This is a genomic window from Neorickettsia sp. 179522 (assembly GCF_001593535.1).
In the GTDB taxonomy this organism is placed as follows: Bacteria; Pseudomonadota; Alphaproteobacteria; order Rickettsiales; family Anaplasmataceae; genus Neorickettsia; species Neorickettsia findlayensis.
In genome coordinates this window covers 575,430-591,096 of sequence record NZ_LNGI01000001.1, presented here as the reverse complement: position 1 = coordinate 591,096, position 15,667 = coordinate 575,430, and the positions used below count along the sequence as shown (strand labels likewise).

Annotated in this window: 11 protein-coding genes; 9 read left to right on the top strand and 2 right to left on the bottom strand. The window is 40.8% G+C overall.

All coding sequences use genetic code 11. The features are described 5' to 3' along the window. Positions 1 to 75: 75 nt before the first annotated feature. Positions 76 to 2,526 carry a DNA polymerase gene (locus tag AS219_RS02740; protein ID WP_067979795.1) on the bottom strand — a complete coding sequence of 817 codons (2,451 nt, stop codon included), beginning with the start codon at positions 2,524 to 2,526 and terminating at the stop codon, positions 76 to 78. Between the two features lie 314 nt (positions 2,527 to 2,840). Between AS219_RS02740 and typA the strand changes: the two genes are divergently transcribed. Next, positions 2,841 to 4,631 (top strand): translational GTPase TypA, encoded by a 1,791-nt coding sequence (gene typA, locus AS219_RS02730; protein WP_067979789.1) that lies wholly within the window; start codon positions 2,841 to 2,843, stop codon positions 4,629 to 4,631. Between the two features lies 1 nt (position 4,632). Next, positions 4,633 to 5,277, top strand: a complete 645-nt coding sequence (locus AS219_RS02725) for a hypothetical protein (protein WP_067979787.1) — start codon at positions 4,633 to 4,635, stop codon at positions 5,275 to 5,277. Positions 5,278 to 5,312: 35 nt separating this feature from the next. Here AS219_RS02725 and lpdA read toward each other — a convergent pair whose 3' ends face one another. After that, complete coding sequence (gene lpdA / locus AS219_RS02720; RefSeq protein WP_067979784.1) at positions 5,313 to 6,698, bottom strand: dihydrolipoyl dehydrogenase; 1,386 nt, start codon at positions 6,696 to 6,698, stop codon at positions 5,313 to 5,315. Between the two features lie 293 nt (positions 6,699 to 6,991). On the opposite strand from lpdA, the gene greA reads away from it, so the two are divergent. The 7 genes from greA (at position 6,992) to AS219_RS02685 (ending at position 15,525) form a co-directional block, all read left to right on the top strand. Further along, entirely contained in the window at positions 6,992 to 7,465 is a 474-nt protein-coding gene (gene greA / locus AS219_RS02715; RefSeq protein WP_067979780.1) for a transcription elongation factor GreA, read from the top strand. A gap of 2 nt (positions 7,466 to 7,467) precedes the next feature. Then, on the top strand, positions 7,468 to 8,247 hold the full coding sequence (locus tag AS219_RS02710; RefSeq protein ID WP_067979778.1) for a class I SAM-dependent methyltransferase: 780 nt from the start codon (positions 7,468 to 7,470) through the stop codon (positions 8,245 to 8,247). A gap of 408 nt (positions 8,248 to 8,655) precedes the next feature. Beyond that, the gene (gene rnhA / locus AS219_RS02705; protein ID WP_067979776.1) at positions 8,656 to 9,111 is read left to right on the top strand and encodes a ribonuclease HI; all 456 of its coding nucleotides are present in this window, start codon (positions 8,656 to 8,658) and stop codon (positions 9,109 to 9,111) included. A 436-nt stretch (positions 9,112 to 9,547) separates the two neighbouring features. Continuing rightward, entirely contained in the window at positions 9,548 to 10,288 is a 741-nt protein-coding gene (gene fabG, locus AS219_RS02700; RefSeq protein WP_067979771.1) for a 3-oxoacyl-ACP reductase FabG, read from the top strand. Positions 10,289 to 10,350: 62 nt separating this feature from the next. Beyond that, on the top strand, positions 10,351 to 11,082 hold the full coding sequence (locus tag AS219_RS02695) for an OmpH family outer membrane protein (protein ID WP_231861847.1): 732 nt from the start codon (positions 10,351 to 10,353) through the stop codon (positions 11,080 to 11,082). 6 nt (positions 11,083 to 11,088) lie between these two features. Beyond that, on the top strand, positions 11,089 to 11,544 hold the full coding sequence (fabZ, locus tag AS219_RS02690; protein WP_067979768.1) for a 3-hydroxyacyl-ACP dehydratase FabZ: 456 nt from the start codon (positions 11,089 to 11,091) through the stop codon (positions 11,542 to 11,544). Between the two features lie 249 nt (positions 11,545 to 11,793). Further along, complete coding sequence (locus tag AS219_RS02685) at positions 11,794 to 15,525, top strand: FAD-dependent oxidoreductase (protein ID WP_067979765.1); 3,732 nt, start codon at positions 11,794 to 11,796, stop codon at positions 15,523 to 15,525. Positions 15,526 to 15,667 lie beyond the last annotated feature (142 nt).

Here is a 15,667-nt window from a genome sequence, read left to right as displayed (position 1 = left end):
ACACGTGCCTTTTGCTGAGTTCCGTTGGGCCCTACGTGTTGTAGGGCTTAACTTTTTTGGGGCTCGGGTGTTTTGCTAAAGTTTTAATTCCTCGAGTTCTCCAAGGTTCGGTCCGTGTTTCAGCTCTATCAAGAGTGGTATTTCGTGGAATTCTTCCATTATTCGTTTTATTTTTTTTGCCAATTGCTGGACTGCAGTTGTTTCGAGCTCGAATACAAGCTCATCATGTACTTGCATTACCACGTGTGAGAGTAGTTCTTTTTCTTGTGCTACTCGAACCATAGCTGCGCGTATGATGTCCGCGGCCGTGCCCTGTATAGGAGCATTTATGGCAGATCTCTCTGCCACTAGTGAGATCAAATGATTATCACTATTTATATTTTGAATTGGACATTTACGGTTCATTATTGTTTTGACGTAAGTATCCTTTTTTGCTTGATTCTTTATGCGATTCATATAGCTTTTGATTTCTGGATATTCATAGAAATATTTCTGTATGTATGAGGCTGCTTCCTCTTTTGAGATCGCGAGCTGTTTTGATAATCCGAAGTTTGTTATTCCGTAGACTATGCCGAAATTTACCGCCTTGGCTTTGTTGCGCAAATCTGGCGTAATTTTATCCGTTTTAAAAATTTGACTTGCTGTAAGTGTGTGTAGATCCGAGCCACTTGCTAGAGCGCATTGCAAACGCTCTACGTTTGCGATGTGCGCAAGAACTCTTAGTTCGATTTGAGAGTAATCCGCACATAGAAAATGATGTCCTTCTTTTGCTGTAAAAATTTTTCGTATACTTTTTTCTCTTGGTATGTTTTGAAGATTTGGATTCGACGAGCTCAACCTGCCTGTAAGTGTAAGTGTTGTGGAGTAAGTAGTGGAGATACGATGTGTTTTTTCACTGGGATTTACCTTCAGAAGAAGTGGATCTATATATGCAGTTTTCAGTTTAATATAATGTCTCCACGATAGAAGATCGTCTGCAATTCCATAGCCCTGAACGCTTAGTTTAGTTAACACTTCGTTGTCTGTGCTGGGTAAGCCAGTTTTCAACTTTTTCTGAATGGGTATTTGCATTTCTTCGAATAATACCTTTCCAAGTTGTTTTGGTGATTGCAGAGAAAAAGTCTTTCCAGCAGTATCAAAGATCTTATTTTCTATTTCCTCTAGTTCACTTGATATTTGCGTGGATAGTGAGTGTAGTTGTTCTACATCCACGGATATACCATTCTTTTCTATGTGTTTTATGACATTAATCAGAGGTTTGTCCACCTTATAGTAGAGAGTCAGTACCTTTTCTGTGAACATTGCATTGCGTAGTTTTGCATAAAGTTCATTTAGCCTTTTATGAAACGCTTCCGTGGAAGTTTCTCCGAGGTAATGTGAAAATAAGTACTCAAGATCTGTGTTCAAAGTATTCAGAGGATAAGCAATTACTTTTAAATCCTCAAAAGACTCATTTGCAGGGTCGGGATGGGGTATGTTGTCACTATGAAAAATTTTTTTTATTGAGTGATCTGTAAGCAAATCTTTGAGTGTGTTTAGATCACTTATGATCGAGCTCTCTTGTGTACTAAAAATAGTTTCCTCAGCATTTTTATAAATGGACATCTGGCCCCCATATTTGGCACTAAGAATAAAATCGTTGATTTTATTTGTCGATTTTGTGATATGCAGTGACTGTTTAGGAGTACTCTTGACTAGCTTTGGAATAAGGTTTTTAAAGCCGTATTTTTGTAGAAAGGTTAATAGTTTTGTATCATCTTGTTGCTGATAGCGTATACAATCGAGAGAACACTGAATGTTTATATTGTCTGCAAGCGAGACCAATTTTTTTGATAGAGTAAGTTGATCCTGGTGTCTGAGAAGACTTTCTCTAATTCTCGCTGGTGAGACTTCATTAAGTCTAAAGTTGTCTATCGCGCCAAACGTATTAAGAAGTTTTGCAGCTGTTTTTACGCCAATCCCAGGCACTCCTGGAATATTGTCAGATGCGTCACCAACAAGGGAGAGAAAATCTGTCATTTGTGTTGGAAAGACACCAAATTTTTCCTTAACCTCGTTAATTCCTATAATCCTGTTTTTTATTGGATTTACGATATGTACATTCTCACTAACAAGTTGCATAAGATCCTTGTCGGTCGAAAGTATCTTTATTTTTATGTCACTTTTAGAAAACTTTCTTACCAGAGTTGCTATGATATCATCAGCCTCAAACCCTTCAATTTCGAGTGGATTAAGATTTAAAACATCTACGCACTCCCTAAGAAGAGCGAATTGTGGGGTCAGGTTTCCGGGAACTGGAGGTCTGTTTGCTTTGTAGTTGCCGTATATACTTTCTCTAAATGTCGATTTGCCATTATCCAGTGCAACGACTAGATATTCTGGTTTGTTTCGAAGGTGCTTTAGCAATATATTTAAGAAACCATATACCGCTCCCACTGGCAGTTCGTTGTGTGTGAGGTTTGGCAGAGCAAAGTACGCGCTAAAGAGGAAGTTATATGCGTCTATTATCATTAAGGTTTCAGACATTGAGTACCTTTCCCTAGTGTTAGAGTGTGAATTGTACTACATACAAATAGTTAGTCACCCTTTACATGTTAGCACTCATGCTGTCTGTTCCTCACCTGGTGCAGCTGCTTCAATTTTGAGAAGACCTTATTTCTTTTTCAATTATTTTATTCTTTGCGGTGACGAATTGTGTGTGGTTTTCGAGATTTGCTGTGTTTCTGGGTTACTGTATTCGCTCATGTCATTTTTTGTAAAAATGGCATCTTTATATGGAACCTCATGTCCTCAATATTATTTTATTTATGTTATAATCCCACGAGTAGCCCTGGGTTTATATGAATAACAACACTCTAAACATAGCCGTAATTGCTCACGTGGATCACGGAAAAACAACCTTGACTAATAATTTGCTTAGGCAGGCCAATGTTTTGGACGAGGTCGGTATGGACAGAAATCCGTTAGAACAGAAACGTGGTATTACAATGTTCTCAAAGGTTGCTTCTGTGTCTTACGGGAATGTGAAAATCAACCTTATAGATACACCAGGGCACTCAGATTTTGGAGGCGAAGTGGAGCGCATCCTGTCAATGGTAGACTCTGTTATGCTACTTGTTGATAGTGCAGAGGGTGTTATGCCGCAAACAAAGTTTGTTCTCTCGAAGGCGCTTAAGGTGGGATTGAGGCCTATAGTGATAATAAACAAAGTTGATCGTCCAGATAGGAGAATTGAAGAGGTCATCAATGAAATATCCGATCTTTTTCTTGCTCTAGAGGCGAATGATGAGCAACTAAATTTTCCGGTTCTTTATGCATCTGGTAGAGATGGTTGGTGTGTTCGCAACCTTAACGATCAGCGAGAAAGCCTCGTACCACTATTGGAGACGATAATAGAGTATACACCTGTCCGAAAATATGACAGTGAGGCACCTTTTGCAATGCTTGTTACAATGCTTGAGAATGACAATTTCCTTGGAAGAATTTTAATTGGCAAGATAGAACAAGGCTCTGTGTCAGTGAATGCGTCCGTAAAGGCGATAAATTTAAACGGGGAATTGCTAGAGAATTCTCGCATAACCAAATTGCAAATTTTTGACGGCATGGTGAAGAAGGTTGTTGAGAATGCACAAGCAGGTGAAATAATTGCCATTGCTGGTTTGGCTGATACATCAGTAACTGATACTGTATGTGATCCATCCGTGAATACGGCAATCAGTGCTATGCCAATTGATCCTGCCACTATCTCCATAAACATTTCTGTCAATACTTCTCCTTTTACTGGTAAAGAGGGAAATAAATTGACTTCTCGTATGATTTTGGCGCGTCTTCTACAAGAAGTAAAAACAAACGTTTCAATAAAAATGGAAGAAAAAGGGGAAGGACAGTTTGAAGTTATGGGACGCGGGGAACTACAGCTTGGCGTTCTGATCGAGAATATGAGAAAGGAGGGTTTTGAATTATCTGTTTCACGGCCAAAGGTAGTGATAAGAATTGACGAAAATGGTCAAAAAATGGAGCCGATCGAAGAGCTTACAATCGATATGGATGAAGAATATGCAGGGATAGTAATGGAAACCCTGAACACAAAGAAAGGAATCATGCAATCGATGGAAAATTATCCAGGAGGAAGAGTAAGACTGGTGTATCATATTCCTGCACGCTCATTAATTGGATACCACGGGAGGTTCTCCTCAGATACTAGAGGAAGTGGTATACTAAACAAAGTATTCTATGGATATGCACCTTATTCTGGGAAAATAGAGAGTAGGTCTAATGGTGTCTTGGTGTCGAATGGACAAGGGGAAGCTGTTGCTTATGCACTTTTCAATCTACAGGATAGGGGTGTAATGTTCGTGAAGCCACAGGATCCAGTTTATTGTGGGATGATAGTGGGTGAGCATAGCAGAGGTAATGACCTTGATGTGAATGTCCTCAAGGGTAAGCAGCTCACCAATATTCGTGCTGCTGGTAGTGATGAGGCGGTTAGACTTAGTCCGCCTCTGATAATGACCTTGGAGGAGATGATGGCCTATATTAACGATGATGAGCTTGTTGAAGTGACACCGTTATCTCTGAGATTGCGTAAAAAAATATTAGATCCCAATATGAGGAAAAAAAAGAACGTCTAAGATGAAGTGTGCAGAAGGCAAGGAGAATGTACGCGGTAAGCATTATGGAGTGTTTCTAGAGATTTTATTGATAGCAGCATTCAGGGGCGCAGCCATGGCTCTAAGCATGCTGCGGGGACAGAAAAAAGTTACGTACATACTCCTGGCGACGAGCATTTTGCTGCAGATATTTATTTCTTCTTCTGTACTCTATGTGAGTTACAGTAGAAGTAGCACGTGTCATCATATCAAAATTGCCTATGAAAAAAGCTGTATGCTCTCGTCTTCTTCAAGAGAAGGGTATACCCAATTTGAAAAGCAAAAAAACCGCATTAATCCTACTTTCGTTGCTGAGATAATAGCTCAGATGGCCAGCGGTGTTGGTGTTACAGTTATTACCTTTCTTTATAAAGAGGGAGGACTTGCAGTCTCAGGCTATGCTACTCTGATGGTTTTTTTCTTCGTTTTAGCATCACTTTCTTCTTTATCTTCGGTTGTAGACCGTAGAGAATCATCAGTGTATGCTCTTAAACTGAATGCAGTTCTGGATGACCTGCTTGAAAGGCAACGTTCTACGGCCGACACACTTTCTACGATGATAGAGAAAACGGAGAGAGTGTGCTGCGACGTGCAACAAATAACCATACAGCGGGCGAGCGGAGTGTAGAACTCCATATCAACCCAACTCTGGAGTAGAGCTACTTAGGAGTGTAGTGGTTTAAAAAATGCTCCTAGGGCAGCTTCTTTCATTGCTTCGTTTAGATCTGGATGAGAATGGCAGGTTCTTGCGATATCCTCTGCTGAAGCGCCATATTCCATTGCCAGCACGGCTTCTGCTATAAGTGAAGAGGCAGATGGTCCAATTATGTGGACACCGAGTATAGTATCGTGTTCATCAACGAGTATCTTTACAAAACCTTCTGTGTCGTTAGTGGTTTTGGCCCTACTATTCGCTGCAAACGGAAATTTAGAGGCTTTGTATTTTATACCTATGGCTTTCAATTCTTCTTCGGTTTTTCCTACACTTGCAACTTCTGGATGAGTATATATTACAGATGGAATCCATCCAACATGCCCAGTTCTACCTGCTAAGATTTCTGCAACAGCTACCCCTTCTTCCTCGGCTTTGTGGGCTAGCATTACACCAGGAATCACGTCCCCTATGGCGTATATTCCAGGAATGCTAGTTTGAAAATTCTTATCCACCTTTATGAAACCAGAGGGGTTCTTCTCTAGCTCAATACCAATATCGGTTGAGTGTGGCCGCCTGCCAATTGCGACCAGAATTTTTTCTGCTGATATGCTTTCCCTTTTTGCATCTTTCTCAAAGGTCGCGGAAATGAACTTTTCTTTTTTCACCTCCGTAATCTTACTGGAAAGATGGAACTTGATACCTTGTTTTATCAGTGATTTCAGAAGATAATCGCTGACTTCCCCATCTGAAGCTGCCGCAACCCTATCCGCGTATTCTATGAGAGTGACCTCAGTGCCAAGTCTTGACCAGATGGAAGCCATTTCCAGCCCTATCGCTCCACCTCCAACGATAATCATGCTTTCGGGTACAGAGTCTAGTTGTAATGCTCCACGTGATGATAAGATATTTTCCTCATCACATTTCACAAATGGAAGCTCAGCTGCTTCAGACCCTGTTGCAATAACAATGTACTTTGCGTGGACGGTCTCAGTTTGATCGATAATGACGGATTTTTTTTCCATGTCACCTTTAACTGATATGCGGCCCGTTCCAGTAAACCGGGTAACTTTATTTTTCTTGAATAAAAACTCGATGCCTTGGGATAATTCCATTACTATTCTGGATTTATTACCCATCATTTTTTTTAGGTTCAACCTTACATCAGAGCATTCTACCCCGAGAACATCGAAGTGCTTTTTAGCAGAATAGTAAGCGTAGGATGAGTGAAGTAGAGCCTTAGAAGGAATACATCCTTCGTTTAAACAGGTTCCGCCCAGAGAAGGGCGTTTTTCTATACACGCAACCTTCATACCGAGTTGTGCTGCTTTTAGGCTACATACATACCCAGCAGGACCACCACCTATGACAACTACATCAAACTCTTTCTCAGACATTTTCACAAAAAAGTGATACAAGTCTGAATGGTATTATAAAAATTTTGTGCTGAAAATCTTTTGCTATTTTTGTTTTACGCCGAAACTCCTTTTTGGTTAGTTTCCTGCTGCACAGACTTGCATTAATAAGGTGCAAAATCACTGAGAAAAAAAACTGTGTTCTGTCCCCTTTATCAAACAATTTTAGTCCATGGTGAAATTATGGTTTGTGTACTCTTATGGGATTTTGATGTAGAATCACGGCGCTTACTTTTGTTTTGTTGGCATAACATTTGTCTTTTGGAGGGCACAGGATGCGAAGGTTACCTATCACTAAGGAGGGGTATTGTAAACTTCAGGAAGAATTAGACAACCTTGTCAAAGTGGTGAAGCCGTCAGTTATAGCCGCAGTCGCTCAGGCAAGGGAGTTAGGGGATCTTTCTGAAAATGCTGAATACCACGAGGCCCGAAAGGAGCAAAGTTTTGTTGAAGGAAAAATAAGGGAATTGCAGTTATATCTTTCGGAGGCAGAAGTGATAGATGTTTCCCAGCTTACCGGCAAAAGGGTAAAGTTTGGTGCTTCCGTGACGCTAGAAAATATGGAGAGTGAGAATGTGCTAATCTACAAGATCGTAGGTAACCTCGAGTCTGATATAAAGGAAGGAAAAATATCTGTGTCTTCGCCAATAGGAAAGGCAGTAATGAATAAGGAAGTCGGTGAAATCGTGGAAATAGATCTCCCGAGCGGTAGAAAAATCTATAAAATCCTAAGTGTAGAATTCAGGTAAAGTTGAAGCGTCTCTTTAATACAAGAGCCATAATTGCGCGTAGGAAGCGCTTTGCTAGGGTGGATGCATCCCATTATTACCTTTTGCTGGAGATATATGCACTCCTGCTTGAGAAGATAAATGGTAGCTTCAGTGACGTCCTCAATTTTGGTGCCCACAGGGGGGAGCTTCTTATAAGTTTAAAAGAGTTTGAAGGTCTTTCCTTTGAGAATATCGTCCACCTGGATGTATGTCACGAAATGCTAGAAGGCATTTTTGGTAAGAAGATTGTCGTCGAAGATGACAACTTTGAACTCGGGGAAAATAATTTCGATCTCGTCATAAGTGGTATGTTTATGCACCATGTGAATGATTTAGTGAATGCTTTTTCAGCTATATACAAATCCTTGAAAGCTGGTGGTATATGTCTTGTCAGTCTTTTTGGTCCTGAAACATTGCTAGAACTAAAGCAAGCTATCTTCAATGCAGACAGTGGTGATGGCTTTGTACCTAGAGTCTCTCCTTTTATTCATATTAAGGACGCAGGAAAGCTCATACAAAGAATTGGATTTGCACTTCCTGTTGTGACGAGTGAAAAAGTAGTCGTTGAATACTCGAGCGTAGATAAGCTTTTCACTGATATACATGCTACTGCGCAAAGTAGCGCAATTTTAGGGATCAATTATGGTATGACTACCAGGAGCACTCTCAGAAGAATCATAACGGAATATAAAAGACTTTGTCCTGATGGGATCAGAGCCACGTTTGAGGTGCTGGTACTTGTCGCAATGAAAGGTGCTTGAATGTCTGCTTTTTGTATTTGTGCTGTTCAGGTGAGTTCATATGGATGATTTCACCCAAATAAGACGAAATATGTTAAGCCAATGCAGAAGTGGTCAGTGTTGGTACTGTAGTTGAATCAGATAAATAGTTCAACTCAAATGAGGCGACATATCATTTAGACAGTACAGAGGTAGATAGTGTATAGCTACTATCCCGTTGAGTCGGATAAATAATCTAGTCGGAATGGGCTGTACATGTGTTTAGACACCGGAGGGTATGGTTCATGTCAAACGATATTTGTCAGTGCTGCAAAAGCTGTGTACTTGTTGTGTTATAGGTGGTTAGCAAGTTATGTGCGGGAGAAGAAATAATTCGATATCATTGTTCATTTCAAATTGATAAGATATTGACGATCGAAGGTTTTCAGTATGGAAGAATGCGTGATATACACCGATGGTGCATGTTTAGGTAATCCGGGTCCCGGTGGTTGGGCTGCCGTGATAATTCAGAGAGGTGTTGGCGAAAAGATAATTTCTGGGAGAGAAGCGGATAGCACAAATAACAGGATGGAGTTGCTCGCTGTAATAAAAGCTCTGGAGTCCTTCGATCAAAAAGGAAAAAAAGTCACTGTGTACACGGATAGTACTTATGTATACAGAGGTATCACTGTTTGGATAAAGAGTTGGATGAAAAATGAGTGGCGTAACTCCGCAGGGGGAGCTGTGAAAAACAAGGAAATGTGGGTCAGGCTACATGCAGTTGCGGCCGAACATACTATACGATGGTTGTGGGTTAAGGCTCATAACGGTGATCATTATAACGAGATTGTTGATAGAGCAGCGAGAAAAGAAGCTGCCTCTTTTTCGAATTGTGACCCTGAATAAAGTTTTTATCACACGTTTTATGTGCGGTCGTTAGTGATTGTTTCTTCTAATGAAAGAACCGCGGTGTCTTATTAGGACTTCCCGGTGCTCAGAATTGCAACCTAATTTTTATTTGGTGTCGAGTGAAACGGTCCTTCAATGCTATCTCCTCTGTGTGATCTTCGAATGAGCAAAGCTTCAATAGGCAAAGTGCAAGACATGCATTTTAGACATCCAATAGTCCAAAACACTGAAAATGAATTTGGTGGTCTGACGTAACTGTGGATAGTAAGTTTATGTGACCAGAACTCATCCAAAAAAGCTATTTTGCTTTTCCGGTGGTTTACTAGTGTGAAAGTTTGGAAGCTTTTGGTTGTATACAATTCCTGATTTGTTCTTGTTTTTTGCTTACGCATGGTGCTAAACTGCCTCCTGATTCTATTTTAGCAGTCTTGATATGGATTTTGGTCTCCGGGATAAGCGTATACTGGTTACTGGAGCCTCTGGAGGTATAGGAGAAGCATTAGTTAAGTCTCTTCATGCTTTGGGGGCCAGACTTGTTATCTCAGGTACTAAAGAGGCAAAATTGCATGCCCTGAATGGAAATATTGATGGCAGTGCGCATGTTGTCCCGCAGGACCTTTCGGATTTGGGGAATGTCCACCTGCTCATAGAGAGTTGTAAAGAAAAACTGGGTGGCCTAGATGGGTTAGTTTGTAATGCTGGAATGACAAACGATAAATTATCTCTGCGTATGGGGCTGGACTCATGGCAGGAAGTAATTGATGTTAATCTGACAGCGAGCTTTATCCTTAATAAAGGTGCTGCAGCGCTAATGATGCGTCAAAAATATGGGAGAATAGTGAATATTTCGTCGGTTGTCGCGGTAATGGGGAACCCAGGTCAAGCAAATTACTGCGCAGCAAAAGCTGGGATCATAGGTATGTCAAAGAGTTTTGCTCGTGAATTTGCCTCTAAGGGCGTACTCGTGAATTGCATTGCACCTGGCTTTATAAAGACTAACATGACAGATAAGCTCACAGAAGAACAAATTGCTCAAGTGCTTCCTACTATTCCGATGAAGCGGGTCGGATTACCGGAGGAGCTGTGTGGCATTGTCGCTTTTCTCCTTAGTGATATGGCAAGCTATATTACGGGGCAGACTTTCCACGTGAATGGTGGAATGTTGATGGTATAGTTTTTATATATCTGAAAATATCTCTAATTTTCTGTGTATAAGTGGGCTTGTCTTGCCATCGGATGAGCTGCTTTTTTTACGCTGGAGAATCCTCGGCTTTCTCAGGTGAAGTTTTTACCATGAGTGGTTTTGAATGGCATTATCGTGTATACTTCCACCTGTTTTTGGATATCCCTTGTGTGATGCGTAAGCTCCCTCTTTTGTTTGCAGCTTTTATGCTGTCTGGTAACTTGGCGGTTGCTGATTTAAAGGTCGCGTTGGCCGATGTAAATGTCATCTTCGAAAATTCTTCAGAAGCGTCCGCACTTATGGAAGACATAAAGGCAAGGCAGTCCATTGTACGGGAGAAGTTTATTTCTACTAGGGCTGCGATAGAGGAAAAGTATAAAGAACTTGAAAAGCAAAGAGATGTTCTTTCAAAAGAGGCGTTCGATGAAAAGGCAAAGGCTCTTTCAACTGAGGTCTCTTCGGCTGAAAAGGATGCTGCAAAGAGTGCTTCCCAAATCGAGAATGACTATATGTCGCGTGTGGAGGAGATAGGAAAGAAGGTAAAGTCATTTGTCGATGACTATGCTGTTAAAGAGAAATTTGACTTGGTCCTGAATGCAAATCAGGTGTTGTACCATTCCCCTACAGTTGTTGACATCACGGGTGAGCTTGTCGCGAGACTGAATGCTGGTGAAAGCCGTATTGAGTCTAATTCTATGTCCTCTGAAATAAAATCTGATTCCAACGGTAGTTCCTCTAAGCCAGGTGAATCGAAAAAGAAATCATCTAAAAGTAACAAAAAGTAAGTTTTGATGGATGCTAGGGACGTTTTGTTATCTCGTGAAGAGATAAAAAAGAGGATTCCTCATAGGGATCCTTTTTTATTCTTGGATGAAGTAGTGAAGATTGATAGGGAAGCTCAGTCCATAGTTTGCCGCTGGAAGCCTGGTTCTGATGCCTGGTTTTTTCAAGGGCACTTTCCTGGTTTTCCGATTACTCCGGGCGTCTTGCTCATTGAGGCGCTTGCGCAGGCCGCTGGTGTGTACGCCATGATGAGTGTTGAAGAGAAGTACCATAAGAAACCATTCTTTTTTGCTTCTATTGAAAAAGCGAAGTTCAAAAAGCCTGTTTTGCCCGACACTCAGATTCTCCTAAGTGCAACCTTGTTAAAGAAATCAATGAGTTTCTGGAAGTTCGAAGCTGGAGCTTATATAGCTGATGAGCTCTGTGTAGAGGCGACAATTATGGCGACAATCCAGTCAGAATAGTGAATACAATATTCATCTGTTTTCTTGCTCATTCGAACAAGTGAGCATTTTGTTTGTGTGCGCTTTTCGCAGGTGTCTGCCCGGGGTTTTTCTTTAGCGACCTGGTTGGTAAAGATGTGTAGATTTTCCTACGTGATCGTTGTTCTCTTGCCTCAAACAGTAAGCGCTGTGTTAGAGTTTTGAGGAGTGCTATAGTGAAAAAATGTAAAGGCGTTTTGTGACTAGCGCGGGTTTTTTCTTTTAACTGTAATGTCTGTTGGGCGCAGTTTTCCAAAGGTTGATGAACTGTATGATGTCGAAAAATTGGGAGTGCTACATGCAAATTTTTTACGTTCACTCAAGGAGCCGGCGAGAGATATAGTTTCACTTGCATCTGCTGTAGAAGCTTTCTTAGTGAAACTCTTCTGCATAGAAGAGGTATTTGAGGAAAAAGCTAATTCCATAAGAAGAGCGAACGCAATACATCTCTGCAAGCGGAGTTTTATTGAGAGGATCGCTTTAAGAGAATATACAAAAACAATACCTTTCCCTACAGTAAAACAAAAACTAAAAACCGTTCTGAACCTACCCAAGTTTGATGAAGTCTTGTATGCAGAAAAAGTCCTTGAATGGCTCAAGGAGCGAGAAAAATATTCAGTAGAGTTGGATCTTGCTGCTCAGTATGCACTGTATATGGTTGAAGCTGCAGACAATGCGGATAGCACTTTCCATGCTCCAGAGGAAACCTACCAGCGTCATGTTGGTTCAGCTTTATCACACTGTTTTCCCAAGGAATATTGTGGTGGTTTATTTCATTTGCCCAAAAAGCTTGATTTTGAATCACTTATACAATTCGAGCGCGTTGAAAGGGATGGATTGGTTATTCTAGAAAAGAGTGGGTATCAATCACGTAATGATTTCCAATTAGCTGATCCTGGATTAGATGAGATTTCCAGCGTGGATCAAGCTTGTTATTGCTTGATATGTCATGTTCGCAAAAAGGATACCTGCAGAACCGGGTTTTCCTCACAAGGGGTAGGGTATAGAAAATCAGCATTGGGAATAACACAAAAGGGATGTCCTTTGGGGCAGAGGATTTCCGAGATGAACAAGTTGTATTCGGAGGGTAGAATTGTTGCCGCGTTAGCTGTTGTAACACTCGATAATCCTATGTGTGCTGCAACGGGATACAGAATTTGTAACGATTGTATGCGTTCATGTATTTATCAGAAGCAGGAACCAGTTAATATTCCGGGAATAGAAACTGCAATTCTGGATGCTGTTCTGGAGTTACCGTTTGGCTTTGAAATCTATAGCCTTCTCACAAGGTGGAATCCTTTACGTCCTAAAAAGCAGCTTCCCCAGAAACTCTCGGGTAAAAAGGTGCTTATTTCTGGTTCTGGTCCAGCTGGTTTCACTCTAGCACATTATCTCCTCAATGAGGGACACACAGTGGTTTTAGTAGATGGTGTTAAAATAGAGTCTTTACCATCAAAGTATACAGGAAGATTGGCTTGGGAATACAAAAGTTCCTGCTCAGGTAGGTGTTCTGGGCATGCTTCATCCGGGACCACAATATTGGACGGCACAGAGGATCCTAATGCAGCAGGGAAGGATTCGTGTTCAGCAGAGAGTTTTTCCCTTACAGATGGGTGTTCAGTCAGAAGTAAGAAGGATTTTGTGCTGATCAAGGATATTCATGAGCTCTACGAGAATCTTGACGAGAGAGTTGTTCAAGGGTTTGGCGGAGTTATAGAATACGGTATTACGGTTAGATGGAATAAGAATTATCTCAAGCTGATAAGATTACTTCTTGAGAGAAGAGAGAACTTTCATGTTTTTGGTGGTGTAAGATTTGGCTCCAACCTTACTATTGAGGATTGTAACAAATTAGGGTTTGGGCATGTTGCTCTATGTGTTGGTAGTGGTAGTCCAAATATTCCTAATATCACTAATATTCTCGCTAGAGGTGTACGGTTTGCCTCAGATTTTTTAATGACGCTACAACTCAGTGGAGCATTTAAAAAGGATTCGGTTGCCTGCCTGCAAATGCGTATGCCTGTAGTTGTCATAGGTGGGGGACTTACTGCTGTGGATTCCGCAACAGAAGCTCTTGTTTACTACAAGGTTCAGGTCGAGAAATTTTTACAAAGATATGACTACTTAGTCAGTATATACGGTGTTCCAGAAGTAGAAAAAAATTGGAACGAAGAGGAAAAGCTAATAGCATATGAATTTGTCTCACATGCTAGAGAGCTCAGAAAAACCCAAAATAAGACACAATTTCTTAAATCGCTTGGCGGTGTGAAGATAGTTTATCGTAAGCGAATAGAGGATAGTCCAGCATATCGTATAAATTACGAAGAACTGAATAATGCGTTATGTGAGGGAGTGGAGTTCATCGAAGAAGTTGAACCATTAGAAATTCTTCTAGATCAATATGCGTCCGCAAAAGAGGTAGTATGTCTTCAAAGGGGTAAGAGAATTGTAATAAGGGCAAGGAGCATTATTGTAGCAGCAGGGACTAAGCCCAGTACAGCTCTGAAGGACGCGTTTCCCCTGTGGTACAGCGGCCTAGAAGGTAATATCACTTTTTTTGGTGATCTAGATCAGAATTATGCTGGGAGCGTTGTTGGTGCGATGGCTAGTGCAAAAGATAAGTATCATCTCATAACAGAGAAGCTGTTGAAAAATCCTCCTTTAGAAATGTGTGAAACTCTATCTGCTTACTATGAATCCAGCAATAAGTGTAGTAATGGTGAGGTTTCTAGTGAATCAAAAACGGGAGATCCATCTTGTTATGGATCCGTAGGTTCTATGCTAGGATCTCATGCTCTGCATATATCTAATGATATCAGTACTAGCATATCAGATCTTAGTCCATGTGGTTTTCAGAGAGCATCAAGGGGTGATAATCAAGGTGAGTGTAAGGTCCAGGAAAATAATTACACCTTGAATTGTGGTGAGAGCGATAACTACCGTGAAATCTCTGCAAAAGAGTCTACTGTTGATAGGCACGTTGTCGATGATTACTCTCCCGAGATTGATAATAGAAGATTTCTAAGGATGATGGAGCACCTGCTCAAGGCAGAGGTGCTGGAAGTAGTAACTCTCTCAAATAATATTTATGAGCTCCGTATTTGTGCACCACTTGCTGCTAAGAATTTCATGCCCGGACAGTTCTACAAACTGCAGAACTTTAATTACCCTTTTGAGATAGAAGCTATAGCTTTGACTGGATCCTATGTTGACAAGACCAACGGTGTTATCTCGCTCATTGTGATAGAGGTAGGTGCATCTTCGTATTTGTGTAAGTTCCTTAAAGTGGGCGAAAGCGTTGTTCTAACTGGTCCACTAGGTACACCTACTGAGATTCCTGCAAATGAAAATGTTCTTCTCATTGGAGGGGGACTTGGTAATGCAGTGTTATTCTCTGTAGCTGAAGCAATGAAAAAAAATGGTTGTAATGTACTTTATTTTTCTGGTTACAAAAAGTTGAGTGATCGTTTCAAAGTGGACATGATAGAGACTTTTTCAGATTGTGTTGTCTGGGTTTGCGATGAAGGGAAATTTCCTTCTAATAGGTCTTGCGATGTTTCTCTTATGGGTAACATGATAATCGCTCTTGAAAAGTACGTCAGAGAAGAAATATTGCTTCCTATAAAAGCTGAAGCACTTGACCGTGTTATTACCATAGGTTCGGATTCATTGATGTCTGCTGTACAAAGGTTTATTGCTAAGTATAGACACATTCTCAAACCCACCTTAAAGGCGATTGCATCGATTAACTCGCCGATGCAATGTATGATGCAAGGTATATGTGCTCAGTGTATACAGAGGAGATACATCAATGGGAAAGAAGAGTACGTATATAGTTGTGTCAACCAAGATCAGAATATGGAGATTACGGACTTTCACTTTCTCTCTCAAAGACTAAAACAGAATTCCCTAACAGAAAAATTAAATTACTTGTATTGTAAGTCCCAGATGGAGCAAAAATAGCGTGGTGCTTCTTTTGAGTGGTCTATCAAATGCAAAATTTGCATCATAAGGCTTGGGTGAGACAAAATAGTGTGCATATTCCTCCTGTTTCAGGACCCTTTGAACACAAGATAGTGTATTGTGCATAGTTGTATTAGCCGCC